Genomic DNA, 1,061 nt, shown 5'->3' on the forward strand with positions numbered 1-1,061 from the left:
CATGTTGCAGCGGCTCCTCCTGCTGCTGAAAGGCCGAAATGAAGTTTCTTGAACAGGCTCCGCGCTTCCTTTTCTTCACCGGCAAGGGCGGCGTCGGCAAAACCTCGATTGCCTGCGCGACGGCGATAGAGCTCGCTGAAGCCGGACGCCGCGTGCTGCTTGTCAGCACCGATCCGGCCTCGAATGTCGGGCAGGTGTTTGGGGTCGGCATCGGCGATAAAATCACGGCGATTGACGCCGTGCCGAACCTGTTCGCACTTGAAATCGACCCGCAGGCCGCCGCGCAAGCCTATCGCGACCGCATCGTCGGCCCCGTGCGCGGCAAGCTTCCCGAAGTCGTGGTGAAGGGCATCGAAGAGCAGCTTTCCGGAGCCTGCACGACGGAAATCGCCGCTTTCGACGAATTCACCGCGCTGTTGACGGACGCCGCCATTACATCGGCATACGACCATGTCGTCTTCGACACGGCGCCGACCGGACACACCATCCGCCTGCTGCAGCTTCCCGTCGCGTGGAGCGGCTTCCTTGAGGCGGGGAAAGGCGACGCCTCCTGCCTCGGTCCGCTTGCTGGATTGGAAAAGCAGCGCGCGCAATACAGCGCCGCGGTCGCCGCTTTGGCCGACGGTCATCGCACCCGCCTCATCCTCGTCGCCCGTGCGCAAAACTCCGCGCTGCGTGAAGCCGCGCGCACGCATGAGGAGCTGGCGGCGATTGGCCTCAATCAGCAATTCCTCGTCGTGAATGGGCTACTGCCGAAGGAAGAGGCGGCGCTCGATGCGCTCGCCGCCGCCCTTTACGCGCGCGAGCAGGCTGCTTTGGCGGCGACGCCCGATGCGCTACGCAGCTTGCCCTGCGACTATGTGCCATTGAAGCCATTCAATCTCGTCGGACTCGATGCGTTACGCCAGCTCCTCGTTGCGACGCCATCGCACATCGAAGCGGCGGTCGGCGAACCGGTTGAGCTGCACGCGCCCAGCCTTTCGGAACTGGTGGACGGGATCGCCGCCGATGGTCATGGCCTCGTCATGCTGATGGGCAAGGGCGGCGTCGGCAAGACGACG

At 64.6% G+C, this 1,061-nt stretch carries 1 protein-coding gene; it reads left to right on the forward strand.

What is annotated here, in order from left to right:
* Positions 1–38 precede the first annotated feature (38 nt).
* A partial coding sequence (locus Q8M88_RS02025) for a TRC40/GET3/ArsA family transport-energizing ATPase (RefSeq protein ID WP_305594568.1) occupies positions 39–1,061 on the forward strand: 1,023 nt, incomplete at its 3' end.

Origin of the sequence: Phenylobacterium sp., from assembly GCF_030693805.1 — a bacterium.
Classification (GTDB): Bacteria; Pseudomonadota; Alphaproteobacteria; order Caulobacterales; family Caulobacteraceae; genus Phenylobacterium.